This is a genomic window from Enterobacter cloacae complex sp. SHL012 (assembly GCF_049237505.1).
Taxonomy (GTDB): Bacteria; Pseudomonadota; Gammaproteobacteria; order Enterobacterales; family Enterobacteriaceae; genus Enterobacter; species Enterobacter kobei.
Window position 1 is genome coordinate 1463104 of the sequence record NZ_JBMKIZ010000001.1, and the last position, 26540, is coordinate 1489643.

A 26540-nucleotide genomic window follows, 5' to 3' on the forward strand; every position below is an offset into this window, starting at 1 on the left:
GCTTAGGAGAAGATCATGGGTTTGTTCGATAAACTGAAATCTCTGGTTTCTGATGATAAGAAAGACTCCGGAACTATTGAGATTGTTGCTCCGCTCTCCGGCGAGATCGTCAACATCGAAGACGTGCCGGATGTAGTGTTTGCTGAGAAAATCGTTGGTGATGGCATTGCTATCAAACCAACTGGCAACAAAATGGTTGCTCCAGTTGACGGCACCATCGGTAAAATTTTTGAAACCAACCATGCGTTCTCTATCGAATCTGATAGCGGTATCGAACTGTTCGTTCACTTCGGTATCGACACCGTTGAACTGAAAGGCGAAGGCTTCAAACGTATCGCGGAAGAAGGCCAGCGTGTGAAAGTTGGCGACCCGGTAATTGAATTCGATCTGCCACTGCTGGAAGAAAAAGCCAAGTCTACCCTGACGCCGGTTGTTATCTCCAACATGGACGAAATCAAAGAACTGATCAAACTGTCTGGCAGCGTCACCGTGGGTGAAACCCCGGTTATCCGCATCAAGAAGTAATTCTTGCCGTACAGAAAAATGGCGCCTTCGGGCGCCATTTTTGTTTATGCGGGAAGGATAAGCTCGTCGTACCCTTTCGACTGGGTGTACAACATCACGTCAGTCACCCGATCCCCCGCCATGCGGATAGCATCGGCAACGGTTTTCCCCTCAACGATACCACTGACCAGCTCGGAACAGAACAGATCGCCCGTCCCTTTCAGATCGGTTTCTACGCGCGGATGCGCGCTAACGGTAACGCCCTCTTTCATCACCAGCACCACGTGGATGTTGTGCGGGTCGTCAGCGACCGGCGCGCTGGTAATCGCCACCCATTTCAGGGAATCGGAAAGCAGCCCCTGCGCTGCCGCGACGGCGCTTTCCGGCGTGCGGCACGGTTTTCCGCTTAATACTTCCAGTTCATAGACGTTTGGCGTAATACCCTGCGCCAGCGGCAACAGGTGCTCCCGATACGCTTGCGGAATATCCGGCTTCACGTACATTCCACTGTCAATGTCGCCAATAACCGGGTCGACCAGTACCAGCAGGTCAGGATGGTGCGCTTTGACCGCCTTCAGCCACTGAGCCAACAGGGCGATCTGGCTGGCGCTGCCCATATAACCGGTGGTAACCGCTTTAAGCTCGCGCAGGATCTCGCGTTCTTCCAGCGCCTTCAGGTAGCCGCTGAACCACTCATCGGGGATCACGCCGCCGTAGAAAGTGTCATAGTGCGGCGTATTGCTGAACAATACCGTCGGCACGGCGGTGACGTTCAGCCTGTGGGTACGAATATTCGGAACCGCAATGCTGTTCCCCACGCTGCCATAAACCACCTGCGACTGCACTGCGACAATATCGGTTTGCTGCGCCCGGGTGTTATCCCGGAATAAAATCATCTCCATGACGCTTAAATTCCCGCCCCCTGCGAATAAATCTCTTCACCAAAGACGCCGGTAGACAGATAGCGATCGCCGCGGTCGCAGATAATCGCGACCACAACGGCGCCTGGATTCGTCTGCGCAACGCGCAACGCCCCCGCTACCGCGCCACCCGAGCTGACCCCGCAGAAGATGCCTTCACGCACGGCCAGCTCACGCATGGTATTCTCCGCCTCGCGCTGGTGAATATCCAGCACCTGATCCACCAGCTGCGCATTAAAAATACCCGGCATGTATTCTGCTGGCCAGCGGCGAATCCCCGGAATGCTGCTCCCCTCTTCTGGCTGCAGGCCAACGATAGTGACGGCTTTTTCCTGCTCACGCAGGAAACGCGACACGCCGGTGATGGTACCGGTGGTGCCCATGCTGGAGACAAAATGGGTAATACGTCCGTCGGTTTGCTGCCAGATTTCCGGGCCGGTGGTGGTGTAATGCGCGTAGGGATTATCCGGGTTGTTGAACTGATCGAGCAACTTACCTTCGCCACGCTCCGCCATTTCTAAGGCTAAATCGCGTGCGCCTTCCATCCCCTGCTCTTTAGTGACCAAAATTAGCTCGGCCCCGTAGGCGCGCATTGCGGCGCGGCGCTCCTGGCTCATGTTGTCCGGCATCAGCAGCTTCATGCGGTAGCCTTTCAATGCCGCAATCATTGCCAGTGCAATCCCGGTATTGCCGCTGGTGGCCTCAATCAACACGTCGCCGGGCTTTATCTCACCGCGTTTTTCAGCCTGAACAATCATCGACAGCGCCGCACGGTCTTTCACCGAGCCTGCCGGATTATTGCCCTCAAGTTTGACCCAGATTTCACTGCCGTTGTCTGGCCCCATGCGCTGAAGCTTGACCAGAGGAGTGTTGCCGATGGTGTGTTCGAGTGTAGTCACGATTTTTACTCAATAAAAAAGCCGGGGGCGCGCAGCGATCCCGGCCTACAAGACTCAGTGATAACTGTAGGCCCGGTAAGCGCAGCGCCACCGGGCGATAAACATCCTAATAACCTATCAGGCTGACTCCGCCAGAGCAATATTCTCGCGCGTCTCGATGCGCTCCTTCCCGTGATAAATACGGGCATGCTGCAGGCCGACAAACAGACGCTCGCCCCGGTGCGGCGGCACATCATCACGCATGACGACGGTCAGCGGCTCGGTATACCAGCCCAGCGGCTGTACCACCAATTGGGTGTAGTGCCCTTTAGGGCTAGCTTCCAGTACCTGCACCGGCAGCGGTGAATCCAGGCTGGTGCGGCGGCTCACGTCCACTTCCCACGGACGCAGGAACAGATCGACCGGCCCCTGATGCGCGGAGGTATAGCCCAGCGGCCAGCGGTGCGCGCCGACGTGGAACTGTCCACCGCGAATGGTGCCCTGCAGACGGTTCACTTCACCCATAAATTCCAGCACGAAACGGGTCGCCGGTTCACGCCAGAGCTGCTCCGGCTCGTCAACCTGCTCGATGTTGCCCTGGCTCATGACCACCACGCGGTCCGCCACTTCCATCGCCTCTTCCTGATCGTGGGTCACGAAGACGCTGGTAAACTTCAGCTCTTCATGCAGCTGACGCAGCCAGCGGCGAAGTTCTTTACGCACCTGCGCATCCAGCGCGCCGAACGGTTCGTCCAGCAGCAGAATTTGCGGCTCAACGGCCAGCGCACGTGCCAGCGCGACACGCTGTTTCTGTCCGCCAGACAGCTGCGCCGGGAAACGATCCGCCAGATGTGCCAGCTGCACCATCTCCAGCAGCTTAGTCACTTTCGCTTTGATGGTGGCGGCATCCGGGCGTTCGCGACGCGGCAGCACGGTCAGGCCAAACGCGATGTTGTCAAACACGGTCATGTGGCGGAACAGCGCATAGTGCTGGAACACAAAACCCACTTTACGATCGCGGGCATGCAGGCGGCTCACGTCGGTGCCGTGAAAGCGAATGTGCCCGCTGGTCTGATGCTCAAGCCCGGCGATAATTCGCAGCAGCGTGGTTTTACCTGAGCCAGACGGCCCCAGCAGCGCCACCATTTGTCCGGAAGGGATATCCAGCGAGATATCATTCAGCACCTGGGTGCGACCAAAAGACTTCTTAATATTGGCAATCTCAATGCTCATGATTTCCCTCCTGATGCTGACGTTTTTCCTGATTCTCTAAACGCCACTGCACCACACTCTTCAAAAACAGGGTCAAAATAGCCATCAGCGTCAGTAACGCTGCGGCAGTAAAGGAACCGACGGTGTTGTAGTCCTGTTCCAGTAATTCAATCTGTAACGGCAGCGACAGGGTTTCACCGCGGATGGAGCCGGAGACGACGGAAACGGCACCAAACTCACCAATCGCTCGGGCGTTGGTCAGCACCACGCCGTAAAGCAGCGCCCAGCGGATATTTGGCAGCGTCACGCGACGGAACATCTGCCAGCCTGACGCGCCCAGCAGCACCGCCGCTTCGTCTTCGTTGCTCCCCTGGCTTAACATCACCGGCACCAGTTCGCGCACCACAAACGGACACGTCACGAAGATAGTCACCAGCACCATACCCGGCCAGGCGAACATGACCTGCAGGTTATGCTCATCCAGCCAGCCGCCCAGCGGGCCGTTAGAGCCGTAAAAGAGCAGGTACACCAGACCCGCCACCACCGGCGACACGGCAAACGGAATATCCAGCAGGGTCAGCAGCAGCTGACGTCCCGGGAAGTTAAAACGCGTCACCAGCCACGCCAGCAGCGTCCCGAACACCAGGTTCACCGGCACGGTGATCAGGGCAATCAGTACGGTCAGCCAGATGGCATGGAGCATGTCCGGATTCGCCAGGTTCTCCAGCGCGGGCATCAGCCCCTTGCTGAACGCCTGAACGAAGATATACACCGTCGGCACGACGAGAATGAGGGCGGACACCAGCACGCCCACGCCAATCAGAAACCATTTACCCCAGTTGATACGGGGAGCATCGTATCGCTTCAATTGCGTAACTTCCGCCATCAGTGACCTACCACACGTCGACCAAAGCGACTTTGCAGAGTGTTAATTGAGTACAGCAGCAGCAGTGAGGCTGCGAGGATCACCGAAGCAATGGCGCTCGCCGCCGGATAATCAAACTCCTGAAGACGGATGAAAATCATCAGCGAGGTGACCTCCGTCTTCCAGGCAATGTTCCCGGCGATAAAAATCACCGCGCCGAACTCACCGAGGCTGCGGGTAAACGACAGCGCAACGCCCGCCATCAGCGCCGGGGAGAGTTCCGGCAACACAACCTTGCGGAAACTCTGCCAGCGCGAGGCCCCCAGCGTTTCCGCCGCTTCTTCATATTCCGGACCCAACTCTTCCAGCACCGGCTGCACGGTACGCACCACAAACGGGATGCTGGTAAAGGCCATCGCCACCGCGATACCAAGCCAGGTATAGGTGACTTTGATATCAAGCTTTGCCAGCCACTCACCGTACAGTCCGTTCACGGAGAAGAGCGACGCAAGGGTTAAGCCCGCAACAGCCGTCGGCAGCGCAAACGGCAGATCCATCAGTGCGTCAAGCAGCGTGCGGCCCGGGAAACGATAGCGGGTTAAGATCCACGCCATCAGCAGGCCGAACACACCGTTAAAAATGGAGGCGACAAACGCCGACAGCAGCGTCACTTTATAGGCGGCCACCACCTGCGGGTTGGTGACCACGTCCCAGTACTGCGCCCAGCTCATCTGCGCAAGTTGCATCACCAGTGCGCTGAGCGGCAACAACAGGATCAGGCAGACGAACAGCAGGCTGGTGCCCAGACTTAAGGTAAAACCCGGCAGCACGCGTTTGGTCGAGACTGCAAACATTACTTACGCCCCGCCGCCAGCAACTTGTCTAACTCACCGCCGCTGGCAAAGTGCGTTTTCATCACCTCAGGCCAGGAGCCGAAATGATCTTCCACGCGGAACAGTGCGGTCTGCGGGAATTTATCCTTCAGTTTGTTCATCACGTCCGGGTTATTCACGCGGTAGTAGTAATCGGTAATGATGGTCTGCGCCTGCGGGCTGTACAGGTAGTTGAGATAGGCTTTTGCCGCTTTCTCAGTACCGTTTGCCTTCACGTTTTTATCCACCCACGCCACCGGGAACTCGGCCAGAATGTTGGTTTTCGGGATAACCACCTCAAAGCCCTGCGCTTCATACTGTTTGCGGATGTTGTTCACTTCAGACTCAAAGCTGATCAGCACATCGCCCAGCCCACGTTCTGCGAAGGTGGTGGTTGCCCCGCGGCCGCCGGTATCAAACACTTCAACGTTTTTCAGGAACTGGGTCATGAACTGCTCGGTTTTGGCTTTATCGTTACCGTCAGCCTTGTCCGCCGCACCCCACGCCGCTAAATAAGTGTAACGCGCGTTACCGGAGGTTTTTGGGTTTGGGAAAATCAGCTTCACGTCAGAACGCACCAGGTCGCTCCAGTCGTGGATATTTTTCGGGTTACCCTTACGCACCAAGAAGCCCATGGTGGAATAGAACGGCGAGCTGTTATTCGGCAGACGGCTCTGCCAGTCAGCAGGGATAAGTTTGCCCTTGTCGTGCAGGATCTGCACGTCAGTAACCTGGTTGTAGGTCACGACATCCGCCTTCAGTCCCTGCAATATCGCCAGCGCCTGTTTGGAAGAACCGGCATGGGACTGTTTGATGGTCAGCTTATCGTCGTTATTGTCTTTCGCCCACTGCTGTTCAAACGGTGGGTTAAGGGCGGCAAACAGCTCGCGGGAGACGTCGTACGAACTGTTCAGCAGCTCAGTCGCCTGCGCCTGGGCCACCAGCAATAAACCTGCCAGCGCCAGAGTTCCTTTTTTCAGTACAGTAACGGCCATTGCGCACCCTTATAAATGTGATGACTATCTTATAGTCATAATATTTATAACGAGGTCGAAAGGAGTAACGGTTTTATATACCGTTTGGTGATTTAGAAGCAGAAAAGGGAATAAGGCTGCAATCCCCCTCTCCCCTGCGGGGAGAGGGTTCGGGTGAGGGGCGTTAAAGCGCCAGTAGACGCTCAACGGACGGCGCGAAGTAGTAGCCGCCGGTTACCGGTTTGGTGAAGCGCAGCATCGCGTCGCGCTTGCCGTCAGTGTCGCCGAACATGCTCATCAACTGCTGCTCGATGTTATACAGGCGTGCGCAGTACGCGCAGAAGTAAAGACCGTGGGTGCCGCTTGCGGTGCCATACGGCAGGCTCTGGCGGACAATCTTCAGCCCTTTGCCCTCTTCTTTGAGGTCAACGCGGGTCAGGTGAGAGGTCACCGGACGGTCATCGCCGTCGATCTCTTCGTTCGCCTCTTTGGTGCGACCAATCATCATCTCCTGGTCATGCACGCTCATGCGGTTAAGCTGCTTGAGATTATGCTCCCAGCGCTGCACGAACACGTAACTGCCGCCCGCATCCACGCCATCTTTGATGACCGCCACGTCACGACGCGTCTCTTCACCCGCCGGGTTTTCCGTGCCGTCGACGAAGCCGCTCAGATCGCGCTCTTCTACCCAACGGAAACCGTGAACTTCTTCCTGCACCTCAATGCTGTCGCCGAACGCTGCCACCGCGGCCTGGGCAACGGAGAAGTTAACATCGTGACGCAGAGAGAGAATATGAATGAGCAGATCGTACTGGGTGGCCGGAGCCAGACCTTTACCGTAAGGGATAAAGTCTTTCAGCTCTTCCGCCCCTTCGCCGCCGCTCAGCTGACGCCAGACGTTATTGCCAAAAGCAACAACGGCGCCGAGATGGGCATCCGGGAATTTGGCCTGGAAAGTCGCCAGTTTATCAACAAACGCTTTACTGGCCGCACGCAGGGCATCCACGTCCCCTTTGACATTGGCTTCGATCCAAATCGCCGCGCGGCAATGTTCTGGCAAAATGCCACTCTGAACCTGAGACATCGCTCCTCCTGAAATAAAGATGCCACGTCAGCGTGGCATTGATGGCGGGTATTATACCCGGATTTCAGCGAGGCGGTTTGTTCAGGCGCAAATTACTGCTTCCAGACTATTTTGCTCACTTTCCAGCTTTTCAACGTGTCGTCAGACGGCATTAATCCCTCCGGACCGCTCCAGGTACCGGTGAAGACATAGCTGATGTGCTGGCTGCCTTCCGCCTTACATTCCACCGCGACGCCCTCGTCGGAAGGCGCGCTGGTGCAGTTGCCAAAGGCTTGTTTATACAGATCGCTAAACGGCGTACCCACTTTCACACCGCTGGCGGTCGGGATTTCGTCGTCGAGCACCGCAATGTGGTTCACCGTGCCTTTATCGCCATTAATCACCAGCGCCAGTTTGTCCCCTTTTAGCGCTTCAAAGTACCGCACAATGTTGCCATTCTCGGTTTTCATGCCGCTACGCAGGCGGTAGTCACTGCTCAGGGCGTCCTGAATGGCATCCTGATCGAGCGCGGTTGATGCGGTAATTTTTCCTACGCCCTGCTCGGTCACTTCCGTGGACGCGCCAAACCAATTCCACGGATAGGCTGCGGACCAGTTGATGGAGGAGAGCGTTGAACAGCCGGTTAATGCCAGCGGGAGAGCGCATAAAAGTAAACGCAGCGATTTCATTGAAACGTCCTTACGTGTTAAATCAACGCTTGTTGGAGTACGACTTCGGTAAAAAGTGCCGTTCTAATCTGACTCTTGCGTAAAACAGGCGCGTAGCCGGGGATTTGTCAGCAGCCACAGCAACGCCACAATATCCGCGATCACCAGCGCAATCCCGATACCCGTTAGCGGTTCACCGTACCACCAGAGTACAGGCTGCCAAAAGAGTAGCGCAGTCTGGGCAATGATCAGCAGCCAGCGAAGCGCGCCCCAAAAGCGTGGAATCAGATGCCGCCGTCCGCTGACCAAAAACGCCAGAACGGCGGGAATGCCGGGCAATAAGCCAAGCCAGAAGGCATCGTGATCGGGATAGAAGAGATTCAGCAGCGTGTCGCCCTGCCCGCGCGACGCGCCAGCCATCACAAACAGCACCCAGGTTCGCGCCTGCAGCAGCAGAACGCACCAGAATAAAAAAGGCAGCCTGAGGCGGCCCTGCGCGTCATAGTCTCCCGGGTGGATCTCAGTACTCTTCATCTTCGATCAGGCGTTTACCTAAATTCAGCACGTCACAGTGCTCATAGCCCAGACGTTCATACATGCCCAGCACCACATCGTTATCTTCCCGCACCATGATCTGAATTTTCGGGCAGCCGCGGGCAATCAGCTTCTTCTCAAGCCGGTTCAGTAACGCATTCGCGATGCCACGCCCACGGTATTCCGGATGGACCCCCAGATAATAAGCCGAGCCGCGATGGCCGTCATAGCCGCCCATGACGGTGCCGACAACCTCGCCATTCACTTCCGCGACCAGAAACAGACTGACGTCGTGATTCACCTTCCGTTCGATGTCCATCTCCGGATCGTTCCACGGACGCAGCAAATCGCAGCGCTCCCAAAGGGTGATCACCTCTTCGAAATCTTCCTGGCGAAAAACGCGTATCTCCATGGTATTAACCGCCTTTTCGGGTTCAAAAACAGTGATTATGGCGCGTACGGGACGTTTAGCCAATAACCGGGGAAAATCTCGCCAAAATTTGGCATAATGTCACTTTGTCACGTATTGAAATGAAAAGTAAAACAATTCTCAATAAGGACTGTCGTAACGGGAAACACGATACGATATAACACCAGGACCCCTTTTTTTAGTATTCAGGCCGCATGAGCACATTCAAACCATTAAAAGCACTCACATCGCGTCGTCAGGTTCTCAAAGCGGGGCTGGCGGCCTTAACGTTAACCGGTATTGCAAAGCAGGCTCAGGCGAAAGACGAGAGCACGCTCAAAACCAGTAACGGACACAGTAAACCCAAAACCAAAAAGCCAGGTGCAAAGCGTCTGGTGATGCTGGACCCGGGCCACGGCGGGATTGATACCGGCGCCATCGGCAAAAACGGGTCAAAAGAAAAACACGTCGTGCTGGCGATTGCAAAAAACGTGCGCGCAATTTTACGCAGCAACGGCATTGACGCCCGTCTGACGCGCTCTGGCGACACCTTTATCCCGCTGTATGACCGCGTGGAGATCGCCCATCAACACGGCGCGGATCTGTTTATGTCGATTCACGCTGACGGCTTTACCAACCCGTCAGCCGCGGGCGCGTCGGTGTTTGCCCTGTCCAACCGTGGGGCCAGTAGCGCCATGGCAAAATACCTCTCCGACCGTGAGAACCGGGCGGATGAAGTGGCCGGGAAGAAGGCCACGGACAAAGATCATCTGTTACAGCAGGTGCTGTTCGACCTCGTGCAGACGGACACCATCAAAAATAGCCTGACGCTCGGCTCGCATATCCTCAAACGGATTAAGCCGGTGCACCGCTTGCACAGTAAAAGCACCGAGCAGGCGGCGTTTGTGGTGCTGAAGTCACCTTCAATTCCGTCCGTACTTGTGGAAACATCTTTTATTACCAACCCGGAAGAAGAGCGGCTGCTCGGCACCACGGCGTTTCGCCAGAAGATTGCTAACGCCATCGCTTCCGGCATTATCAGTTACTTCAACTGGTTCGATAACCAAAAAGCGCACGCCAGGAAACGTTAATGAAACCCAATGCTCAACTGGTCAAAACGTTCCTGCTGCAACTGCAGGATGAGATTTGCCAGAAACTGGCCGCCGCAGACGGCGGTGAATTTCAGGAGGATAACTGGCAGCGTGAGGCAGGCGGCGGTGGCCGCAGCCGCGTATTGCGAAATGGCGGCATCTTTGAACAGGCGGGGGTGAATTTTTCCCACGTTCATGGTGACGCTATGCCCGCCTCTGCGACAGCGCATCGTCCTGAGCTGGCGGGCCGAAGTTTTGAAGCGATGGGCGTTTCGCTGGTGGTGCATCCGCATAATCCGTTTGTGCCGACCAGTCACGCTAACGTACGCTTTTTCATTGCTGAAAAACCGGGGGCCGATCCGGTCTGGTGGTTCGGCGGCGGTTTCGACTTAACGCCCTACTACGGTTTCGAAGAGGACGCCGTGCATTGGCACACCACCGCGCGCGACCTTTGTCTGCCGTTTGGCGAAGACGTCTACCCGAAATTTAAAAAGTGGTGCGATGACTACTTTTACCTGAAGCACCGCGACGAGCAGCGCGGCATCGGTGGACTGTTCTTTGACGATCTCAACACGCCCGATTTTGATACCGCGTTCAGCTTTATGCGCGCGGTGGGCGAAGGCTTTACTGAGGCCTATTTGCCCATTGTCGAACGACGTAAAGATATCGACTATGGCGTGCGCGAGCGCGAATTCCAGCTTTATCGCCGCGGGCGCTACGTGGAGTTTAACCTGGTGTGGGATCGCGGGACGCTCTTCGGCCTGCAGACCGGCGGGCGCACGGAGTCGATTTTAATGTCGATGCCGCCGCTGGTACGCTGGGAATACTGTTACGAGCCAAAAGAAGGCAGCCCGGAGGCTGCCTTGAGTGAGTTTCTGAAAGTACGCGACTGGGTGTAATTGCCGGATGGCGCTGCGCTTATCCGGCCTGGTTAACCCGTAGGTCGGGTAAGCGAACGCGCCACCCGACGCACCGCCGCTACAGAGGCTGCGTCTGCGCCTCAACCACCGCCAGCGCCACCATGTTCACGATGCGGCGCACAGAGGCAATCGGCGTTAATACATGCACCGGTTTCGCCACGCCCATCAGTACCGGCCCTACGGTCACCCCTTCAGAGCTGGATACGCGCAGCAGGTTGTAGCTGATACGCGCCGCTTCCACGTTCGGCATAATCAGGATGTTTGCCGAGCCTTTCAGCGGGCTGTCCGGCATACGCTCGTTACGGATGCTTTCCACCAGCGCGGCATCGCCGTGCATTTCTCCGTCAATCATCAGCTCCGGCGCACGCTCGCGCACCAGCTCCAGCGTCTGACGCATTTTGCACGCCGCCGCTGATTTAGACGAACCAAAGTTAGAGTGCGATAGCAGCGCCACTTTCGGCTCAATACCAAAGCGACGCACGGTTTCTGCCGCCATCACGGTGATCTCCGCCAGCTCGTCCGGGGTTGGATCGTCGTTAACGTAGGTATCGGCGATAAACGTGTTCCCGCTTGGCAGCAGCAGCGCGTTCATCGCTCCGGCGGCGTGAACCCCTTCGCGGTAGCCGAAGATCTCCTGCACCACGCTGAAATGCTCGTGGTAATCGCCGATGGTACCGCAGATCAGCGCATCCGCTTCGCCGCGATGGACCATAATCGCGCCGATCACCGTGGTATTGCTGATCACCGCCCGCTGCGCCTGCTCCTGGGTGATCCCACGACGCTTCATGATCGCGTAGTATTCGTTCCAGTACTCTTTAAAGCGCGGATCGGATTCGTTATTGACGATCTCAAAGTCCACACCCGGCTTAATCTGCAGCCCCAGTTTCTGAATGCGCATTTCGATCACGCTCGGACGACCGATCAGGATCGGCTTCGCCAGCCCGAGACTCACCAGCTCCTGGGTGGCATGCAGCACGCGCGCCTCTTCCCCTTCCGCCAGCACCACGCGTTTTGCGTCCGCGCGGGCCTGAGAGAAAATTGGCTTCATAAACAGGTTGGTTTTGTAGACGAACTCGGTGAGTTTATCGACGTAAGCGTCGAAGTCCTGGATCGGGCGCGTTGCCACGCCGGAGTCCATTGCCGCTTTGGCCACCGCTGGCGCGATCTTCACGATCAGTCGCGGGTCAAACGGTTTAGGGATGATGTAGTCAGGCCCGAAGCTCAGATCCTGATCGCCATAGGCAGAAGCCACCACTTCGCTCTGCTCGGCATGCGCCAGTTCCGCGATGGCATGAACCGCTGCCAGCTTCATCTCTTCGTTGATCGCCGTTGCGCCAACGTCCAGCGCGCCACGGAAGATGAACGGGAAGCAGAGCACGTTGTTCACCTGGTTCGGGTAGTCCGAACGGCCGGTACAGATAATGGCGTCTTCACGCACCGCTTTCGCCAGCGGCGGCAGAATTTCCGGTTCAGGGTTCGCCAGGGCCAGGATCATTGGCGCACGCGCCATCTTCTTCACCATCTCCTGGGTCAGCACTTTCGGGCCCGAGCAGCCAAGGAAGATGTCCGCACCGTCAATCACGTCCTCAAGAGTGCGTTTTCCGTCATCGTCCACCGCATACGCCGCTTTGGTTTCCGCCATGTTTGGCTCACGGCCTTTGTAGATCACGCCTTTGGAATCGCAAACCACGATGTTGTGTTTCTGCATCCCCAGCGCCACCAGCAGGTTCATACAGGCGATGGCCGCCGCGCCCGCGCCGGAGACCACCATACGCACGTCGGAAAGATTTTTCTCGACCACGCGCAGGCCGTTCAGAATGGCGGCGGTGCTGATAATGGCCGTACCGTGCTGGTCGTCATGGAACACGGGGATGTTCATACGCTCGCGCAGCTTCTGCTCGATATAGAAACATTCCGGCGCTTTGATGTCTTCCAGGTTGATACCGCCGAAGGTTGGCTCCAGCGCGGCGACGACGTTAATGAATTTATCCGGGTCCAGCTCGTCCACTTCGATATCGAACACGTCGATACCGGCGAATTTCTTGAACAGAACGCCCTTCCCTTCCATCACCGGCTTACCCGCCAGCGCACCAATGTTGCCAAGGCCGAGTACCGCCGTACCGTTAGAGATCACCGCGACCAGGTTACCGCGCGCGGTGTACTTATAGGCCGCCAGCGGATCTTTTTCGATTTCCAGACACGGTGCCGCCACGCCCGGTGAGTAGGCAAGCGCCAGATCGCGCTGAGTCGCCAGCGGCTTGGTTGGGGAAACCTGGATTTTGCCCGGAACGGGGAACTCGTGAAAATCGAGGGCACTCTGTTTCAACTGCTCATCCATCTTATTTTTCCTTTCACGTATCGGTCAAAAGGGTGACGTTTGCGATCCTGATGCACACCCTGGTGTGCCGACTAGTATCGCCTCAGGACAGCGCATAAACTTTGAAGGCTGCCAAACTCTCACCATCACACATTAAAAATTGTTATCAATTTATAACAGCCATGTTACCCGCCTCAAAAGCAATGCCTCCCCCGTCTGCTATGCTTTTTTGTTAAGTCCATCATGATTTTCTCAGAAGTGTGAACTAACGCACTCATCTAACTCTTTTATTTCCAAGGAGTAATGATTTATGAACCAGCTAGACGGCATCAAACAATTCACCACCGTGGTTGCGGACAGCGGCGATATCGAGTCGATTCGCCACTATCAGCCGGAGGACGCGACCACCAACCCTTCCCTGCTTCTGAAAGCGGCAGGGCTTGCCCATTTTAGCCATCTGATTGATGACGCGATTGCTTACGGCAAGAAGCGCGGCAAAACGCAGGAGCAACAGGTTGCCGAAGCCAGCGACAAACTGGCGGTTAATTTTGGTGCAGAAATTCTGAAAAGCATTCCAGGACGCGTCTCGACCGAAGTGGACGCCCGCCTCTCGTTCGATAAAGAAAAGAGTATTACGAAAGCGCGTCGTCTGGTTGAACTCTACCAGGAGCAGGGAATTGATACGTCACGCATTCTGATCAAGCTCGCGTCGACGTGGGAAGGTATCCGCGCGGCAGAGGTGCTGGAAAAAGAGGGTATCCACTGCAACCTGACGCTGCTGTTCTCGTTTGCACAGGCACGCGCCTGTGCTGAAGCGGGCGTGTTCCTCGTCTCGCCGTTTGTCGGGCGCATCTACGACTGGTATCAGGCGAAACAGCCCATGGACCCGTACGTAGTCGAGGAAGATCCGGGCGTGAAGTCAGTGCGAAATATCTACGACTACTACAAACAGCACCGCTATGAAACCATCGTGATGGGGGCCAGCTTCCGCCGTACCGAGCAGATCCTCGCCCTGGCAGGCTGCGACCGCCTGACCATCTCCCCTAACCTGCTTAAAGAATTGCAGGACAAAGAAGAGACGGTGATCCGCAAACTGGTGCCAACCTCCACCGTCCTGCCGAAACCGAAGGCCATGACCGAAGCCGAGTTCCGCTGGGAGCACAATCAGGACGCGATGGCCGTGGATAAACTGGCGGAAGGCATCCGCCTGTTCGCCGTCGACCAGCGCAAACTTGAAGACCTACTCGCCGCCAAACTTTAACCTTGCCATGGAGTGAACTATGTCCCGTAAAGAGCTCGCCAATGCCATCCGCGCCCTCAGCATGGATGCTGTGCAGAAAGCCAATTCCGGCCACCCTGGCGCCCCCATGGGCATGGCTGATATTGCCGAAGTGTTGTGGAACGACTTCCTGAAGCACAACCCCAACGATCCTGCCTGGTACGATCGTGACCGCTTTATTCTGTCTAACGGCCACGCCTCGATGCTGCTCTACAGCCTGCTGCACCTGTCCGGCTATGCTCTGCCGCTTGAGGAGCTGAAGAATTTCCGCCAGCTGCATTCGAAAACCCCGGGTCACCCGGAAATCGGCTATACGCCGGGTGTCGAAACCACCACCGGACCGCTGGGTCAGGGGCTGGCCAACGCCGTCGGACTCGCGATTGCCGAACGCACGCTGGCGGCACAGTTTAACCAGCCGGACCACGAGATTGTCGATCACTACACGTATGTGTTTATGGGTGACGGTTGCCTGATGGAGGGGATTTCGCATGAAGTCTGCTCGCTGGCGGGCACGCTGGGGCTCGGCAAGCTGATCGGTTTTTACGACCACAACGGCATCTCCATTGACGGGGAAACCGAGGGCTGGTTCACCGACGACACGGCGAAACGCTTCGAAGCCTATCACTGGCACGTCGTGCATGAGATCGACGGCCACGATCCTGAAGCGGTGAAAAAAGCGATTCAGGAAGCGCAGAGCGTGAAGGACAAACCGTCCCTGATTATCTGCCGTACGGTCATCGGCTTTGGCTCACCAAACAAAGCAGGTAAAGAAGAAGCGCACGGCGCGGCGCTCGGCGAAGAAGAGGTGGCACTGACCCGACAGAAACTGGGCTGGAAATACCCGCCGTTTGAGATCCCGAAAGAGATCTACAAGGCATGGGATGCGCGCGAAACGGGTGAAAAAGCCCAGCATGCCTGGAACGAAAAATTTGCAGCCTACAAAAAAGCATATCCGGAACTGGCGGCTGAGTTTTCCCGCCGCATGAGCGGTGGACTGCCGGAAGACTGGGACGATAAAACCCAGGCACTGATTGAAAACCTGCAGTCTAACCCGGCGAAAATCGCCACCCGTAAGGCGTCGCAAAACACCCTGAATGCCATCGGCCCTATCCTGCCCGAACTGCTCGGCGGCTCGGCGGATCTGGCGCCGAGTAACCTGACCATCTGGTCGGGCTCGAAATCGCTGAAAGAGGACATCGCCGGAAACTATATCCACTACGGCGTGCGCGAGTTCGGGATGACCGCCATTGCCAACGGCATCGCCCATCACGGCGGCTTCGTGCCCTACACCGCCACCTTCCTGATGTTCGTTGAGTACGCCCGTAACGCAGCGCGCATGGCGGCGCTGATGAAGGCCCGGCAGATCATGGTCTACACCCACGACTCTATCGGGCTGGGTGAAGATGGCCCGACGCACCAGGCGGTGGAACAGCTGGCGAGCCTGCGCTTAACGCCAAACTTCAGCACATGGCGTCCGTGCGATCAGGTCGAAGCGGCAGTGGGCTGGAAGCTGGCGGTTGAGCGCCATAACGGCCCGACGGCGCTGATCCTGTCGCGTCAAAACCTGGCCCAAATTGAACGCACCCCGGAGCAGGTGAAAAATATCGCCCGCGGCGGGTACATCCTGAAGGACAGCGGCGGCAAACCGGACGTGATCCTGATTGCCACGGGTTCTGAGGTGGAAATCACGGTGAAAGCAGCGGAGAAACTGACTGCCGAAGGTCACGCGGTGCGCGTCGTTTCCCTGCCTTCAACGGATATCTTTGATGCCCAGGACGAGGCATACCGTGAATCGGTGCTCCCCTCCAGCGTCGCGGCGCGCGTGGCGGTGGAAGCCGGAATTGCCGACTACTGGTATAAGTATGTGGGGCTGAAAGGGGCGATTGTCGGTATGCGGGGCTACGGTGAGTCCGCCCCTGCCGACAAGCTGTTCCCGTACTTCGGCTTTACCGTTGAGAACGTGGTGGAGAAGGCGTTGAGCGTGCTTTAGTGCGGTCTTCGTTGCCGGGTGGCGGCTACGCCTTACCCGGCCTACAACACCATCAAATCGTAAGCCGGACTACCGCGTGATCCACAGCGTGGGCCAGGCGTCCGGCCCGTTCCAGTTATCGCAGCTTGGCTCTTCCGCATACCGCACCAGGCGGAAGCGCTGGCCGTCGAAACGCCAGCGCGTCTGGATCCCACAATCACCGATCCCACGCCCCAGTGCGAGCGTCGTCAGCTCGCGTGTTTTTTCATCGAAGCTGGCGTTCATCAGTTCCATATCGCTACTCTGACTGGACGGGGTAAACGGCAGACGCAGCCTGACGCTGCGCGAGGTGAACGGTTTTTTACGCGATACCAGCCACGCCAGATCGACCGTATTGTAAGCCCCCGCCTCGCAGCTGACGATCAGCAGCGCTTTATCATCCGTTAATGCGGTGACGCGCACTTCGCGGCGGTTAGGATCCAGCGAGCACTGGCTGTTGTTCATCCGCCAGGTGCCGTAATCCAGCAGATCGTTCAGTTCAGCGTGGGAGAGTGGAGTTGGCGTGGGGTTCACCACGGCCACCTTTTTTAATGCCGGAGCTGGAGGCACGCTCAGCGGCGGGCTATCCCCTTTTTTAATCCATGCTGTTTCGCTGCCCACGCGCTTTTGCTGAGCGTCGATAAACAGCAGCGCCGCTTTCAGTCCGACCAGAGAGATCGTCTGCTTCCCTCCGCGCAGGGTCAGCCTCTGTCCTTCCTGAATCGTTTTCAGAAACGTGGTGAGGGTACCCGTATCGTCAGTCTTGAGATGCCAGGGCGTTAACTGCCAGTGCTGGGCATTGAGTTTTAAGGGAACGTCGTCGAGCAGCAGTCGGGGGGCGATGTCAGGCTCTTTTACCGGAGGAGCCGAAAGCCCGCCGAGATCGATACGCAGGCTGGCGTCCGTTTTTGCCCCAGCGCTACGGCTCAGCGTCATCACCAGCCCGCGGTGTTCACCGGTATTTCGGGCAACGCAAAAATTCTGGTTATTGCAGGTGACCTGCCAGTCAGAGAAAGACTGCTGCGCAGGTGCAGCCCACACCAGAGGTGCGGGTAGCACGCAAAAAAAGAAGAGAAGCAAAACGCAGTAGCGCATGAATGGCACAGCCCCGGAAACGAAAAGGTCAATCTGGGGCGTATCTTCGTGCCCTGGACGGGCGGGCTCAATCGGATTTATCGGATAGATTTATCTGAAATATAACTTATCACCGGACCTGCGCGGCGTTCATCACGCCGCTGGTTTGCAGATACTGCAGCAGGATCACCGCTTTACCGTCGCGTATCTCGCCGCTTTTCACCATTTCCAGCGCTTGAGCGAAGGGCATTTCAAGCACTTCAATATCTTCATCCTCGACCCCGCCGCCGCGGTGAGTACGCTGAGCGTCGGTGTATTCCGCAACGAAGAAGTGGACCAGCTCGGTCACCCCGCCTGGAGACATGAAAAGCTCAAAGACTTTTTGTACCGCACCCACCTCAAAACCCGTTTCTTCTATGGCTTCTTTGCGAATACAGACTTCCGGCTCATCGTCATCAAGCAGACCGGCGCAGGTTTCAATCAGGCGCCCGTCCGCGTTGCCATTGACCCATGTCGCCACCCGAAACTGACGAATCAATACCACGCTTTGCTTTTCGCGGTTATACAGCAGAATGGTAGCGCCATTGCCCCGGTCGTAGACTTCGCGTTTATGGCGAATAACGTCCCCGTTCTTACGGGTTAAATCGTAAGTGATGTTACGCAGGACAAAGTAATTTTCAGAAAGGATTTTGTCTTTGATAACGGTAATGTTCAGGGACATACGGGCTCCACGGCAAAATGAGTCTGTTTATACTACGCCGTGACGCTCGCTTTGTCGCCCGTGGGTTCAGACGGCGCGTTTCTCGCTGGATGATGTTTCCGGTTGCGCCAGGCGCAATAACCTTACTGTACGTATGAATAAAGTGTTTACTCATCACTGCGTTATCAGGCAATGTACACCTGCCCGAAACGTCTGATTATTTCTCCCAGAGAGCCGTTCTGTGACCGTTAAGCGACCCGTTTCCGGAAGCCTTGCCTGGGCTTTCTTTTCGATAATTGTTCTCTCCGTGCTGACCAGCAGCGTCGCGCTAATGACCCTTGCCAGCAGCCAGCGCGACGCTGAAGCCATCAACGTTGCGGGTTCACTGCGCATGCAGAGCTATCGTCTCGGTTACGAGATGCAGCGTAACAGCCCTTCCCTTATGGCGCATCGTGAGAACTGGCGGCAGACATTAAGCGCACCTTCCCTGCAAAAGCTGAACCGCTGGTACGTTCCGGGCAATGTCAAAACGCGCTACCAGCAACTGCAGTTTGCCTGGCTGGAAATGGATAAGCACATCGCCCGCGGTGACAGCGCATGGTATGCCGCGCATATTGAGGATTTTGTCGGCCGCATTGATGCCTTTGTGCTCGCCCTCCAGCATTACAGTGAACATAAAATCCAGACAGTGACCCTCCTCTCTCTGGCTGGCGCCCTCGGGATCCTGATGCTGACGCTGTTTACCCTGCGGCGTATCCGCCGCCAGGTCGTATTACCGCTGAACAATCTGGTGGCGGCCAGCGAGCGGATTGAGCGAGGAGAGTTTACGACGCCTGCGCCGGATACCGCCCTACCCAACGAGCTGGGCCAACTTTCCCGCGCTTTCAACCATATGTCGGGGGAGCTACACACCCTTTATCGGTCGCTTGAAGCTTCCGTGGCGGAAAAGACGCGACATTTGCACGAAGCCCACCAGCAGCTCGACATGCTGTTTAAATGCTCCCAGGCGTTGAATACGGGGCAGATAGACAGCCATTGTTTTCGGCACATATTGCAGATTGTCCATGAATACACTCAGATGAATTACCTGGAACTCCGCACCAGTGACGACTGGCGACTGTGTGAAGGGACCGCGTCGGGCAGCATCCCGATGCAAAATCTGCCAGTACTGATGCAGGACACCCTTTACGGTGAGCTGCGCTGGCAAAGCGAGACGGACAGCGTTCCCCTCCCGCTGATGAGAAGCGTGGCGACCATGCTCGGGCGCGGGCTGTACTTTAACCAGGCGCAAAAGCATTACCAGCAGCTGCTGCTGATGGAAGAACGCGCCACCATCGCCCGGGAACTGCACGATTCGCTGGCGCAGGTGCTGTCTTATCTGCGGATCCAGCTTGCCCTGCTTAAACGCGCGGTGCCAGCGGATAATGCTCCCGCGCAAACTATCATCACCGACTTCTCCCGCGAGCTGAACAACGCCTGGCAGCAGCTGCGCGAGCTGCTGACGACCTTCCGGCTGACGTTAAATCATGCGAATTTACCCGCGGCGCTGCAGGAGTCTCTCGATGCCCTGCAGAGCCAGACGCAGGCCAGGCTGCACCTCGACTGTCGTCTCTCCTCCCTGGCGCTTGACGCCCAGAAACAGGTGCATTTATTGCAGATCGTCCGGGAAGCCGTTCTGAATGCGATTAAGCACGCCCAGGCCAGCGAAATTACCGTTAGCTGCGTAACGGCGGTGGATGGCACGCACAGCGTCAGCATTCGCGACAACGGCATCGGGATTGGCGAGGCAAGCGAACCGCCCGGACACTACGGACTGAACATTATGCGTGAGCGCGCACAACGACTCGGAGGCATGCTGCACTTTTCGCAACCGCAAAACGGCGGCACGCTGGTCAGCGTGACGTTCCCGGTGCCTGCACCGTTAACGGGTAAATAACGGTAAAGAGGCAAGCGCAGGGAAAAGCGCATGATAATTTACACTATCTCCTTTATTTCTCCACGTTTGACCTGGGCCTTACCGCTAAAGTTAGGCGGGCAATAAACAATAATGACGTGCAGCAAAACGAGGTCACTTTTACATGGCGAATTTTTTCATCGATCGCCCCATTTTTGCCTGGGTGCTTGCCATCCTGTTGTGTCTGACAGGTGTCCTGGCGATTACTTCTCTTCCTGTTGAGCAATATCCCGATCTGGCACCGCCTAATGTGCGTGTCACCGCAAACTACCCCGGCGCTTCCGCACAAACGCTGGAAAACACCGTGACGCAGGTTATCGAGCAGAACATGACGGGTCTGGATAACCTGATGTACATGTCCTCGCAAAGCAGCGCCACGGGACAAGCGACGGTTACCCTGAGCTTTAAGGCGGGCACCGACCCGGACGAAGCGGTGCAGCAGGTACAAAACCAGCTTCAGTCGGCTATGCGTAAGCTGCCCCAGGCGGTGCAGAACCAGGGCGTTACCGTACGTAAAACCGGTGATACCAACATTTTGACCATCGCGTTTGTCTCCACCGATGGCTCAATGGATAAACAGGACATTGCGGACTACGTCGCCAGTAATATTCAGGACCCGCTCAGCCGTATCAACGGCGTGGGGGATATCGACGCCTACGGCTCACAATACTCCATGCGTATCTGGCTCGATCCCAACAAGCTGAACAGCTATCAGATGACGGCCACCGACGTGACGGATGCCATCAAAGCCCAGAACGCACAAATTGCCGTGGGGCAACTGGGAGGAACGCCTTCCGTTGATAAACAAGCCCTGAACGCCACCATTAATTCGCAATCCCTGCTTCAGACACCGGACCAGTTCCGCAACATCACCCTGCGCGTGAATCAGGATGGCTCAGAAGTGCGTCTGAGCGATGTGGCGACGGTGGAAATGGGTGCTGAGAAATACGACTACCTGAGCCGATTTAACGGCAACCCGGCCTCTGGCCTTGGGATAAAGCTGGCCTCCGGCGCAAACGAAATGGCGACGGCGAAACTGGTGCTGGACCGTCTGGATGAGCTGTCGCAGTATTTCCCGCACGGGCTGGAGTATAAAGTCGCCTATGAAACCACTTCCTTCGTAAAAGCCTCGATTGAGGATGTGGTAAAGACCCTGCTGGAAGCGATTGCCCTGGTATTCCTGGTCATGTATCTGTTCCTGCAAAACTTCCGCGCCACGCTGATCCCCACTATTGCCGTCCCCGTGGTGCTGCTGGGTACCTTTTCGGTGCTTTACGCGTTCGGGTACAGCATTAACACCCTGACGATGTTTGCCATGGTGCTGGCAATTGGCCTGCTGGTGGATGATGCCATCGTGGTGGTCGAAAACGTCGAACGCATCATGAGCGAAGAAGGTCTTTCCCCGCGCCAGGCCACGCGAAAATCCATGGGTCAAATTCAGGGGGCGTTAGTCGGCATTGCGATGGTGTTGTCGGCGGTCTTTATCCCGATGGCCTTCTTCGGCGGCACGACCGGCGCGATTTACCGCCAGTTCTCGATAACCATCGTCTCAGCAATGGTACTCTCCGTACTGGTGGCCCTGATCCTCACCCCTGCGCTTTGCGCCACCCTCCTCAAGCCGCTGCACAAAGGGGAACATCACGGTCAGAAAGGGTTCTTCGGCTGGTTTAACCGGATGTTCAACCGCAATGCCGCCAGGTATGAATCTGCGGTCGGTAAAGTGCTGCACCGCAGCCTGCGCTGGATGATGATTTACGTTGTACTGCTGGGCGGCATGGTGTGGCTGTTTCTGCATTTGCCCACCTCGTTCCTGCCGATGGAAGACCGGGGGATGTTCATCACCTCGGTGCAGCTCCCGAGCGGCTCAACGCAGCAGCAGACGCTGAAAGTGGTCCAGAACGTAGAGCAGTACTTCTTCACCCACGAGAAAGATAACGTTGTGTCGGTCTTCTCGACCGTTGGCTCCGGCCCGGGCGGGAACGGGCAGAACGTCGCCCGTATGTTTGTCCGTCTGAAAGACTGGAATGAACGGGACACCCAAACGGGAACCTCATTTGCCATCATTGAACGTGCCACTAAAGCCTTTTCCCGTATTAAAGAGGCGCGCGTCTTTGCGAGCAGTCCGCCAGCGATCAGCGGCCTGGGGAGTTCTGCCGGGTTTGATATGGAGCTGCAGGATCACGCCGGCGCGGGCCACGATGCGCTGATGGCGGCACGCGACAAATTGTTAGCGCTGGCAGGTAATGATTCTGGCCTGACCCGCGTGCGCCACAACGGCCTGGACGACAGCCCGCAGCTTCAGGTGGATATCGACCAGCGTAAGGCGCAGGCGCTGGGCGTCTCCATCGACGATATCAACGACACCCTGCAAACGGCGTGGGGCTCGAGCTATGTGAACGACTTTATGGATCGCGGTCGCGTGAAAAAAGTATATGTTCAGTCCGCCGCGCCGTACCGCATGCTGCCGGATGATATTAACCGCTGGTTTGTTCGCAATAACAGCGGCGGGATGGTTCCCTTCTCGGCGTTTGCCACCTCGCGCTGGGAGAGCGGTTCGCCGCGTCTGGAGCGCTATAACGGTTATTCTGCGGTGGAAATCGTCGGGGAAGCCGCGCCGGGCGTAAGTACCGGCACGGCCATGGACACCATGGAAAAACTGGTGCAACAGCTGCCCGCCGGTTTTGGTCTGGAATGGACGGCCATGTCTTACCAGGAACGTCTCTCCGGCGCGCAGGCCCCCGCGCTTTATGCCCTTTCTCTGCTGGTGGTGTTCCTCTGCCTTGCCGCGCTGTATGAGAGCTGGTCGGTTCCGTTCTCGGTCATGCTGGTGGTACCGCTTGGGGTTATCGGTGCGCTGCTGGCAACCTGGATGCGCGGCCTGGAAAACGATGTTTACTTCCAGGTCGGGCTGCTGACGGTGATCGGCTTGTCGGCGAAAAACGCCATTTTGATCGTTGAGTTTGCCAACGAGATGAATGCCAAAGGCCACGAGCTGATGGCCGCCACGCTACATGCCTGCCGTCAGCGACTGCGCCCGATCCTGATGACCTCGCTGGCCTTTATTTTTGGCGTATTGCCAATGGCAACCAGCACGGGTGCAGGTTCCAGCAGCCAGCACGCGGTCGGTACCGGGGTAATGGGGGGCATGATTTCGGCCACCATCCTGGCCATTTATTTCGTGCCGCTGTTCTTCGTGCTGGTGCGTCGTCGCTTCCCGCTCAGAGAGCGGCAGGAATAACATTCAGCCATAAAAAAGGCGGCTTTATCAGCCGCCTTTTTATTGTGTGATTAATTCACACTATGATTATTTTACTTATTTAAGTGCTCTTGCAATTCTTACTGAATGTCATTTACGAAGCATGCCTTCGATAAAATCTTTCCAGTTCCCCAGTTCACGTTCAATCATAACAACCTCTCTTATTATTATGCGCATTCTACGAAAACGTATCATCATTGTGAAGACTATTTAACCAATTGCTGTGATTGTACCCCGCCACCGTTGGGGATTTATGATAAATATGAATGGAGAATCTTAAATTTTGTGTGACGGCCAGCAATATTTTGAAATAACCCTACGAACGGGTGAGCTTTATTTTACCCGCTGAGTTTGTTAGCAATTTATACCCGGTGGACATCTATGCTTAAATGATGAAAGAATATTCAGCGTACAGATGTGCGTTGAATTAAGCAGACGTGTAAATCCAGAGTATTCCTGAATGTGTTATATTCTGCTTAAGGATATATCTTCGAATTTATTGAACATTTAATGGTCATAAGGACAAAAGGATTCACCATGGTTGTGATGTACGGCATTAAAAATTGCGACACCATCAAAAAGGCCCGCCGCTGGCTGGAAGCGAACCACATCGAGTACCGCTTCCACGATTACCGTGCCGATGGGCTTGATGCAGATTTTCTGCATAACGCCATCAATGAACTGGGCTGGGAGGCACTGCTTAACACCCGCGGTACCACCTGGCGTAAACTGGACGAATCCCTGCGCGCCAGCATCGTTGATGCCGACAGCGCGGCAAAACTGATGCGTGAAATGCCGGCAATTATCAAACGCCCATTGCTCTGCAAGCCAGGTCAGCCTATGCTGCTGGGTTTCAGTGAAACCCTTTATTCTGACTTTTTCGTTGAGGTGTAGTGTATGTCATGCCCGGTCATTGAGCTGACTCAACAGCTTATTCGCCGTCCTTCCCTTAGCCCGGACGACGCAGGTTGTCAGGCATTAATGATTGAGCGCCTGCGTGCCATCGGTTTTACCGTTGAACGCATGGATTTTGGCGATACTCAGAACTTCTGGGCGTGGCGCGGCCAGGGTGAAACGCTGGCGTTTGCCGGGCATACTGACGTCGTTCCCGCAGGTGACGCAGATCGCTGGATTAACCCGCCGTTTGAACCGACCATCCGCGATGGCATGCTCTTTGGCCGCGGCGCGGCAGACATGAAAGGCTCGCTGGCAGCGATGGTGGTCGCGGCTGAACGCTTCGTGGCTCAGCATCCGAACCACAAAAACCGTCTCGCGTTTTTGGTCACCTCCGACGAAGAAGCCAGTGCCCATAACGGTACCGTGAAGGTGGTTGAAGCGCTGATGGCGCGCAACGAGCGTCTCGACTACTGTCTGGTCGGCGAGCCGTCCAGTACCGAAGTGGTGGGCGATGTCGTGAAAAACGGTCGCCGTGGCTCACTGACCTGTAACCTGACCATTCACGGCGTTCAGGGACATGTTGCTTATCCACATCTGGCCGATAACCCCGTTCATCGCGCTGCGCCAATGCTGAGCGAACTGGTGGCGATTGAGTGGGACAAAGGTAACGAGTTCTTCCCCCCGACCAGCATGCAGATTGCTAACGTCAAGGCCGGGACCGGCAGCAACAACGTGATCCCGGGGGACTTCTTCGTCCAGTTCAACTTCCGCTTCAGCACCGAACTGACCGATGAGATGATCAAAGCGCGCGTTGTCGCGCTGCTGGAAAAATATCACCTGCGCTACACCGTGGACTGGTGGCTTTCCGGCCAGCCGTTCCTGACGCAGCGCGGCAAACTGGTTGATGCGGTAGTGAACGCCATCGAGCACTATAATGAAATTAAGCCACAACTGCTGACGACGGGTGGCACTTCAGACGGACGCTTTATCGCCCGTATGGGAGCTCAGGTTGTCGAACTGGGGCCAGTAAACGCAACCATTCATAAAATAAATGAGTGTGTTAATGCGGCAGATTTGCAACTGCTGGCTCGTATGTATCAACGTATTATGGAGCAACTCGTCGCCTGACGAATGCTCAGAGAGGAATAGCGAATGGATTGGCTTTCAAAGTACTGGTGGATTCTGGTGCTGGTGTTTCTGGTCGGCGTACTGCTCAACGTGATTAAAGACCTTAAGCGCGTTGACCACAAAAAGTTTCTTGCGAACAAGCCGGATCTCCCGCCACACCGCGATTTTAACGACAAGTGGGACGATGACGACGACTGGCCGAAGAAAGACCAGAAGAAGTAATTGTTAATCTCACCCCTCCCCCTAACCCTCGCCCCTGTGGGGAGAGGAACTGGGGGTGAGGGGGAAAGTGCCTACATAAACTCAACAATATTATCGTCATTCGGCTTGCCGCCGCTGAGCGCTTCATCAAAGTAGTGCTTCGGCACGGTATAACGCAGATGATCGAGCGCGAATTGCATGCTGCGGTCGTCAATCGCATGGCCCAGATCGTCAACGATATCCAGCGTCACATCCCCACCTTCACGAATCAATGCTTCCTGAGCGGCAACCGCATGTGAAAGCTCAATGACCCGATCTTCACCACCGTGGATCAGATGGATCGTGGTCTGCGTGGTCGCACTCGTCGGCAGCGTCGCAAAGCGGCCGTTAAACGCGATCACCCGTGAAACCAGACCCGGCTGCGCTTTCACACTTTCCAGGGACATGATAGATCCCTGCGAGAAGCCAATCAGCGCGGTCGCGTCAGCACCCACGCCGCTCTGCTGCTGCCAGTAGCGTACGATGTCGATAAACGTGGGCATGATGGCATCAATGCGCGCCTGACGGTTCTCCTCCGTCACGCCCTGAACCGGGAACCACTGTCGTCCGTTCGGACCACACGGTTCTACGCCGCCGATGCTGACAATCAATGCTTCAGGGAAAACAGGCGCAAACCAGCTACCAATCTGCCCCATATTGACGGCATTATCGCCAACACCATGAAACAGAAGCAGTAACTGTTTAGCCGGTTTGTCAGGGCTTTGAACAACAAAATGGTCGTGTTTCATGGCGGTCTCCTTAATTGATGAGCAGGAT

General features: G+C 56.3%; 25 protein-coding genes. 10 read left to right on the forward strand and 15 right to left on the reverse strand.

The features are described from left to right. Nucleotides 1–15 precede the first annotated feature (15 nt). The gene (gene crr / locus ACOTY9_RS06900) at nt 16–525 is read left to right on the forward strand and encodes a PTS glucose transporter subunit IIA (protein WP_003861316.1); all 510 of its coding nucleotides are present in this window, start codon (nt 16–18) and stop codon (nt 523–525) included. Nucleotides 526–569: 44 nt separating this feature from the next. Here the strand turns inward: crr and pdxK are convergent, their stop codons facing one another. The 10 genes from pdxK to ACOTY9_RS06950 form a co-directional block, all read right to left on the reverse strand. Then, entirely contained in the window at nt 570–1406 is an 837-nt protein-coding gene (gene pdxK / locus ACOTY9_RS06905; protein WP_348565354.1) for a pyridoxine/pyridoxal/pyridoxamine kinase, read from the reverse strand. Nucleotides 1407–1411: 5 nt separating this feature from the next. Next, nucleotides 1412–2323 carry a cysteine synthase CysM gene (gene cysM, locus ACOTY9_RS06910; RefSeq protein ID WP_348565353.1) on the reverse strand — a complete coding sequence of 304 codons (912 nt, stop codon included), beginning with the start codon at nt 2321–2323 and terminating at the stop codon, nt 1412–1414. Between the two features lie 117 nt (nt 2324–2440). Continuing rightward, nucleotides 2441–3535: a sulfate/thiosulfate ABC transporter ATP-binding protein CysA gene (gene cysA, locus ACOTY9_RS06915; RefSeq protein ID WP_014884743.1), complete on the reverse strand. Its 1095-nt coding sequence runs from the start codon at nt 3533–3535 to the stop codon at nt 2441–2443. Beyond that, nucleotides 3525–4400 carry a sulfate/thiosulfate ABC transporter permease CysW gene (gene cysW / locus ACOTY9_RS06920; protein WP_023331041.1) on the reverse strand — a complete coding sequence of 292 codons (876 nt, stop codon included), beginning with the start codon at nt 4398–4400 and terminating at the stop codon, nt 3525–3527. Before cysW ends, cysA begins: the two co-directional genes overlap by 11 nt. Further along, a complete protein-coding gene (gene cysT / locus ACOTY9_RS06925; protein WP_023331042.1) occupies nt 4400–5233 on the reverse strand; it encodes a sulfate/thiosulfate ABC transporter permease CysT in 834 nt (277 codons plus the stop codon). The genes cysW and cysT overlap by 1 nt, the downstream gene beginning before the upstream one ends. Next, the gene (locus ACOTY9_RS06930; protein WP_050861899.1) at nt 5233–6246 is read right to left on the reverse strand and encodes a sulfate ABC transporter substrate-binding protein; all 1014 of its coding nucleotides are present in this window, start codon (nt 6244–6246) and stop codon (nt 5233–5235) included. Before ACOTY9_RS06930 ends, cysT begins: the two co-directional genes overlap by 1 nt. A gap of 163 nt (nt 6247–6409) precedes the next feature. Next, nucleotides 6410–7309 (reverse strand): Dyp-type peroxidase, encoded by a 900-nt coding sequence (locus ACOTY9_RS06935; protein ID WP_023331044.1) that lies wholly within the window; start codon nt 7307–7309, stop codon nt 6410–6412. Nucleotides 7310–7401: 92 nt separating this feature from the next. Next, nucleotides 7402–7977, reverse strand: coding sequence for an RpoE-regulated lipoprotein (locus ACOTY9_RS06940; protein WP_050861897.1), 576 nt, complete (start codon nt 7975–7977; stop codon nt 7402–7404). Between the two features lie 63 nt (nt 7978–8040). Then, complete coding sequence (locus ACOTY9_RS06945; protein ID WP_045134551.1) at nt 8041–8490, reverse strand: DUF2919 domain-containing protein; 450 nt, start codon at nt 8488–8490, stop codon at nt 8041–8043. Further along, on the reverse strand, nt 8477–8902 hold the full coding sequence (locus ACOTY9_RS06950; RefSeq protein ID WP_050861896.1) for a GNAT family acetyltransferase: 426 nt from the start codon (nt 8900–8902) through the stop codon (nt 8477–8479). The genes ACOTY9_RS06945 and ACOTY9_RS06950 overlap by 14 nt, the downstream gene beginning before the upstream one ends. Nucleotides 8903–9114: 212 nt before the next feature. On the opposite strand from ACOTY9_RS06950, the gene amiA reads away from it, so the two are divergent. Together amiA and hemF are read left to right on the forward strand one after the other, a co-directional pair. Next, on the forward strand, nt 9115–9990 hold the full coding sequence (gene amiA, locus ACOTY9_RS06955) for an N-acetylmuramoyl-L-alanine amidase AmiA (protein ID WP_014884751.1): 876 nt from the start codon (nt 9115–9117) through the stop codon (nt 9988–9990). Continuing rightward, the gene (gene hemF / locus ACOTY9_RS06960) at nt 9990–10889 is read left to right on the forward strand and encodes an oxygen-dependent coproporphyrinogen oxidase (protein WP_014884752.1); all 900 of its coding nucleotides are present in this window, start codon (nt 9990–9992) and stop codon (nt 10887–10889) included. Before amiA ends, hemF begins: the two co-directional genes overlap by 1 nt. A gap of 79 nt (nt 10890–10968) precedes the next feature. On the opposite strand, the gene maeB is transcribed toward hemF, so the two are convergent. Beyond that, entirely contained in the window at nt 10969–13248 is a 2280-nt protein-coding gene (gene maeB, locus ACOTY9_RS06965; protein ID WP_014884753.1) for an NADP-dependent oxaloacetate-decarboxylating malate dehydrogenase, read from the reverse strand. Between the two features lie 289 nt (nt 13249–13537). On the opposite strand from maeB, the gene tal reads away from it, so the two are divergent. Next, nucleotides 13538–14488 (forward strand): transaldolase, encoded by a 951-nt coding sequence (gene tal / locus ACOTY9_RS06970; RefSeq protein WP_014884754.1) that lies wholly within the window; start codon nt 13538–13540, stop codon nt 14486–14488. A gap of 19 nt (nt 14489–14507) precedes the next feature. Continuing rightward, nucleotides 14508–16496, forward strand: a complete 1989-nt coding sequence (tkt, locus tag ACOTY9_RS06975; RefSeq protein ID WP_063667029.1) for a transketolase — start codon at nt 14508–14510, stop codon at nt 16494–16496. A gap of 69 nt (nt 16497–16565) precedes the next feature. Here tkt and ACOTY9_RS06980 read toward each other — a convergent pair whose 3' ends face one another. Further along, a complete protein-coding gene (locus ACOTY9_RS06980) occupies nt 16566–17609 on the reverse strand; it encodes a DUF1176 domain-containing protein (RefSeq protein ID WP_045268318.1) in 1044 nt (347 codons plus the stop codon). A gap of 109 nt (nt 17610–17718) precedes the next feature. Next, a complete protein-coding gene (nudK, locus tag ACOTY9_RS06985) occupies nt 17719–18309 on the reverse strand; it encodes a GDP-mannose pyrophosphatase NudK (RefSeq protein WP_014884757.1) in 591 nt (196 codons plus the stop codon). Nucleotides 18310–18529: 220 nt separating this feature from the next. Here nudK and narQ point away from each other — a divergent pair, with 220 nt between their 5' ends. Further along, the gene (narQ, locus tag ACOTY9_RS06990) at nt 18530–20224 is read left to right on the forward strand and encodes a nitrate/nitrite two-component system sensor histidine kinase NarQ (RefSeq protein WP_421637320.1); all 1695 of its coding nucleotides are present in this window, start codon (nt 18530–18532) and stop codon (nt 20222–20224) included. A gap of 142 nt (nt 20225–20366) precedes the next feature. After that, complete coding sequence (gene acrD / locus ACOTY9_RS06995; protein ID WP_014884759.1) at nt 20367–23480, forward strand: multidrug efflux RND transporter permease AcrD; 3114 nt, start codon at nt 20367–20369, stop codon at nt 23478–23480. Nucleotides 23481–23588: 108 nt separating this feature from the next. Here the strand turns inward: acrD and ypfM are convergent, their stop codons facing one another. After that, on the reverse strand, nt 23589–23648 hold the full coding sequence (gene ypfM, locus ACOTY9_RS07000; RefSeq protein WP_015572204.1) for a protein YpfM: 60 nt from the start codon (nt 23646–23648) through the stop codon (nt 23589–23591). Nucleotides 23649–24035: 387 nt separating this feature from the next. Here ypfM and ACOTY9_RS07005 point away from each other — a divergent pair, with 387 nt between their 5' ends. From ACOTY9_RS07005 to ACOTY9_RS07015, 3 genes are read left to right on the forward strand one after another with little or no spacing between them, the layout of a single operon-like run. Next, nucleotides 24036–24392 (forward strand): ArsC family reductase, encoded by a 357-nt coding sequence (locus tag ACOTY9_RS07005; RefSeq protein WP_014884760.1) that lies wholly within the window; start codon nt 24036–24038, stop codon nt 24390–24392. 3 nt (nt 24393–24395) lie between these two features. Then, complete coding sequence (gene dapE, locus ACOTY9_RS07010) at nt 24396–25523, forward strand: succinyl-diaminopimelate desuccinylase (RefSeq protein WP_014884761.1); 1128 nt, start codon at nt 24396–24398, stop codon at nt 25521–25523. Between the two features lie 24 nt (nt 25524–25547). After that, nucleotides 25548–25745, forward strand: coding sequence for a YpfN family protein (locus ACOTY9_RS07015; protein ID WP_014171111.1), 198 nt, complete (start codon nt 25548–25550; stop codon nt 25743–25745). A gap of 71 nt (nt 25746–25816) precedes the next feature. Here the strand turns inward: ACOTY9_RS07015 and ypfH are convergent, their stop codons facing one another. Continuing rightward, nucleotides 25817–26512, reverse strand: coding sequence for an esterase (gene ypfH, locus ACOTY9_RS07020; protein WP_014884762.1), 696 nt, complete (start codon nt 26510–26512; stop codon nt 25817–25819). Nucleotides 26513–26540: the final 28 nt, after the last annotated feature.

Bases quoted from the DNA above. Each gene is read 5' to 3' on its own strand.
- pdxK (WP_348565354.1), bottom strand. From the start codon at position 1,406: ATGGAGATGATTTTATTCCGGGATAACACCCGGGCGCAGCAAACCGAT.
- cysW (WP_023331041.1), bottom strand. From the start codon at position 4,400: ATGGCGGAAGTTACGCAATTGAAGCGATACGATGCTCCCCGTATCAAC.
- maeB (WP_014884753.1), bottom strand. From the start codon at position 13,248: ATGGATGAGCAGTTGAAACAGAGTGCCCTCGATTTTCACGAGTTCCCC.
- ACOTY9_RS06945 (WP_045134551.1), bottom strand. From the start codon at position 8,490: ATGAAGAGTACTGAGATCCACCCGGGAGACTATGACGCGCAGGGCCGC.
- ypfH (WP_014884762.1), bottom strand. From the start codon at position 26,512: ATGAAACACGACCATTTTGTTGTTCAAAGCCCTGACAAACCGGCTAAA.
- tkt (WP_063667029.1), top strand. From the start codon at position 14,508: ATGTCCCGTAAAGAGCTCGCCAATGCCATCCGCGCCCTCAGCATGGAT.
- cysA (WP_014884743.1), bottom strand. From the start codon at position 3,535: ATGAGCATTGAGATTGCCAATATTAAGAAGTCTTTTGGTCGCACCCAG.
- ACOTY9_RS06935 (WP_023331044.1), bottom strand. From the start codon at position 7,309: ATGTCTCAGGTTCAGAGTGGCATTTTGCCAGAACATTGCCGCGCGGCG.
- ACOTY9_RS07005 (WP_014884760.1), top strand. From the start codon at position 24,036: ATGGTTGTGATGTACGGCATTAAAAATTGCGACACCATCAAAAAGGCC.
- hemF (WP_014884752.1), top strand. From the start codon at position 9,990: ATGAAACCCAATGCTCAACTGGTCAAAACGTTCCTGCTGCAACTGCAG.
- dapE (WP_014884761.1), top strand. From the start codon at position 24,396: ATGTCATGCCCGGTCATTGAGCTGACTCAACAGCTTATTCGCCGTCCT.
- amiA (WP_014884751.1), top strand. From the start codon at position 9,115: ATGAGCACATTCAAACCATTAAAAGCACTCACATCGCGTCGTCAGGTT.
- ACOTY9_RS06950 (WP_050861896.1), bottom strand. From the start codon at position 8,902: ATGGAGATACGCGTTTTTCGCCAGGAAGATTTCGAAGAGGTGATCACC.
- ACOTY9_RS06930 (WP_050861899.1), bottom strand. From the start codon at position 6,246: ATGGCCGTTACTGTACTGAAAAAAGGAACTCTGGCGCTGGCAGGTTTA.
- crr (WP_003861316.1), top strand. From the start codon at position 16: ATGGGTTTGTTCGATAAACTGAAATCTCTGGTTTCTGATGATAAGAAA.
- nudK (WP_014884757.1), bottom strand. From the start codon at position 18,309: ATGTCCCTGAACATTACCGTTATCAAAGACAAAATCCTTTCTGAAAAT.
- ACOTY9_RS06980 (WP_045268318.1), bottom strand. From the start codon at position 17,609: ATGCGCTACTGCGTTTTGCTTCTCTTCTTTTTTTGCGTGCTACCCGCA.
- acrD (WP_014884759.1), top strand. From the start codon at position 20,367: ATGGCGAATTTTTTCATCGATCGCCCCATTTTTGCCTGGGTGCTTGCC.
- cysT (WP_023331042.1), bottom strand. From the start codon at position 5,233: ATGTTTGCAGTCTCGACCAAACGCGTGCTGCCGGGTTTTACCTTAAGT.
- tal (WP_014884754.1), top strand. From the start codon at position 13,538: ATGAACCAGCTAGACGGCATCAAACAATTCACCACCGTGGTTGCGGAC.
- ACOTY9_RS06940 (WP_050861897.1), bottom strand. From the start codon at position 7,977: ATGAAATCGCTGCGTTTACTTTTATGCGCTCTCCCGCTGGCATTAACC.
- ACOTY9_RS07015 (WP_014171111.1), top strand. From the start codon at position 25,548: ATGGATTGGCTTTCAAAGTACTGGTGGATTCTGGTGCTGGTGTTTCTG.